This window comes from Robiginitalea marina, from assembly GCF_024006985.1.
Taxonomy (GTDB): domain Bacteria; phylum Bacteroidota; class Bacteroidia; order Flavobacteriales; family Flavobacteriaceae; genus Robiginitalea; species Robiginitalea marina.
The window spans coordinates 1-2,119 of the sequence record NZ_JAMXIB010000026.1 but is presented as its reverse complement, the minus strand read 5'-3'; the positions used below and the strand labels follow the sequence as shown (position 1 = coordinate 2,119).

Sequence of the window (2,119 nt, the reverse complement as noted above, 5' to 3'; positions counted from 1 at the left end):
GCTAATTCGCTAATTTGCTAATTGACCCTGATAGTCTCAGGCAAACCTCTCCCTGCCTTCCCCTACTTTACGTAGTCTCAGGCAGACTCGAACTGCCGACCTCTACATTATCAGTGTAGCGCTCTAACCAGCTGAGCTATGAGACTTCTTACAGTTGCAGTGTACCAATGCCCTACTTCAGGCACCAACCCACTGTATGGTAAAAATGACAAACAATAAACAACATCCGTCCCTCTTTAAAACCGAAGATAAAAACCCGGACGGGAAGAAATTAAACTCCGCTTCGCAATCTATTGCCTTATATAAGGCAGCACAAGTGAACAATTCTCTAGAAAGGAGGTGTTCCAGCCGCACCTTCCGGTACGGCTACCTTGTTACGACTTAGCCCTAGTTACCGATCTTGCCCTAGGCCGCTCCTTGCGGTGACGGACTTCAGGCACTCCCGGCTTCCATGGCTTGACGGGCGGTGTGTACAAGGCCCGGGAACGTATTCACCGGATCATGGCTGATATCCGATTACTAGCGATTCCAGCTTCACGGGGTCGGGTTGCAGACCCCGATCCGAACTGTGACCGGTTTTTTAGATTCGCTCCGCCTTGCGACGTGGCTGCTCATTGTACCGGCCATTGTAGCACGTGTGTAGCCCAGGACGTAAGGGCCGTGATGATTTGACGTCATCCCCACCTTCCTCACGGTTTGCACCGGCAGTCCCGTTAGAGTCCCCATCTTTACATGCTGGCAACTAACGGTAGGGGTTGCGCTCGTTATAGGACTTAACCTGACACCTCACGGCACGAGCTGACGACAACCATGCAGCACCTTGAAGAGTGTCCGAAGAAAAAGGCATCTCTGCCCCTGTCACTCCCCATTTAAGCCCTGGTAAGGTTCCTCGCGTATCATCGAATTAAACCACATGCTCCACCGCTTGTGCGGGCCCCCGTCAATTCCTTTGAGTTTCATTCTTGCGAACGTACTCCCCAGGTGGGACACTTATCACTTTCGCTTAGCCACCGAACCCGAAAGCCCGACAGCTAGTGTCCATCGTTTACGGCGTGGACTACCGGGGTATCTAATCCCGTTCGCTCCCCACGCTTTCGTCCATCAGCGTCAGTCGGCGGTTAGTGACCTGCCTTCGCAATCGGTGTTCTATGTGATCTCTATGCATTTCACCGCTACACCACATATTCCGGCCACTTCACCGCAACTCAAGACCAGCAGTATCAAAGGCAATTTTACGGTTGAGCCGCAAACTTTCACCCCTGACTTACTGGCCCGCCTGCGGACCCTTTAAACCCAATGATTCCGGATAACGCTCGGACCCTCCGTATTACCGCGGCTGCTGGCACGGAGTTAGCCGGTCCTTATTCTTACGGTACCGTCATCTGCCCACACGTGGGCATTATTCTTCCCGTAAAAAAGCAGTTTACAACCCATAAGGCCGTCTTCCTGCACGCGGCATGGCTGGATCAGTCTTGCGACCATTGTCCAATATTCCTCACTGCTGCCTCCCGTAGGAGTCTGGTCCGTGTCTCAGTACCAGTGTGGGGGATCCCCCTCTCAGGGCCCCTACCTATCGATGCCTAGGTGAGCCGTTACCTCACCTACTAACTAATAGGACGCATAGCCATCCTCCACCACCAAAGCTTTAATTACTTCAGGATGCCCCAAAATAATCCCATGGGGTATTAATCCGAATTTCTCCGGGCTATCCCCCTGTGAAGGGTAGGTTCTATACGCGTTACGCACCCGTGCGCCACTCGCCACCAACCCGAAGGTCGTGCTGCCGTTCGACTTGCATGTGTTAGGCCTGCCGCTAGCGTTCATCCTGAGCCAGGATCAAACTCTTCATCGTAGATCGTAAATACTATAGTTCAACCTATACTACCTAAAACAATCAATCACGAAAAGTCCAACTCCCAACCCGTACCAGGTTCTTATCCCCTGTCTTAAAAATTGACGGATGTTGTTTATTTGTACAAAATACCCCCCCTGATCCCTCAGGAGAAGTATACGCTGTTTGTCATTATGTCAATGAACTCCTTAATCCACGCTCCTGAAAAACCCCGCTCAATAACCCACAGTTCCTCTCAAAAGCGGGTGCAAATATAAGAGGGTTTTT

General features: G+C 51.5%; 1 tRNA gene and 1 rRNA gene. Both read right to left on the bottom strand.

Going from position 1 to position 2,119, the window contains the following annotated elements:
* Nucleotides 1–72: 72 nt before the first annotated feature.
* Nucleotides 73–146 (bottom strand) — tRNA-Ile (locus NG653_RS14605).
* Nucleotides 147–332: 186 nt separating this feature from the next.
* Nucleotides 333–1,852 (bottom strand): 16S ribosomal RNA (locus NG653_RS14600).
* Nucleotides 1,853–2,119 lie beyond the last annotated feature (267 nt).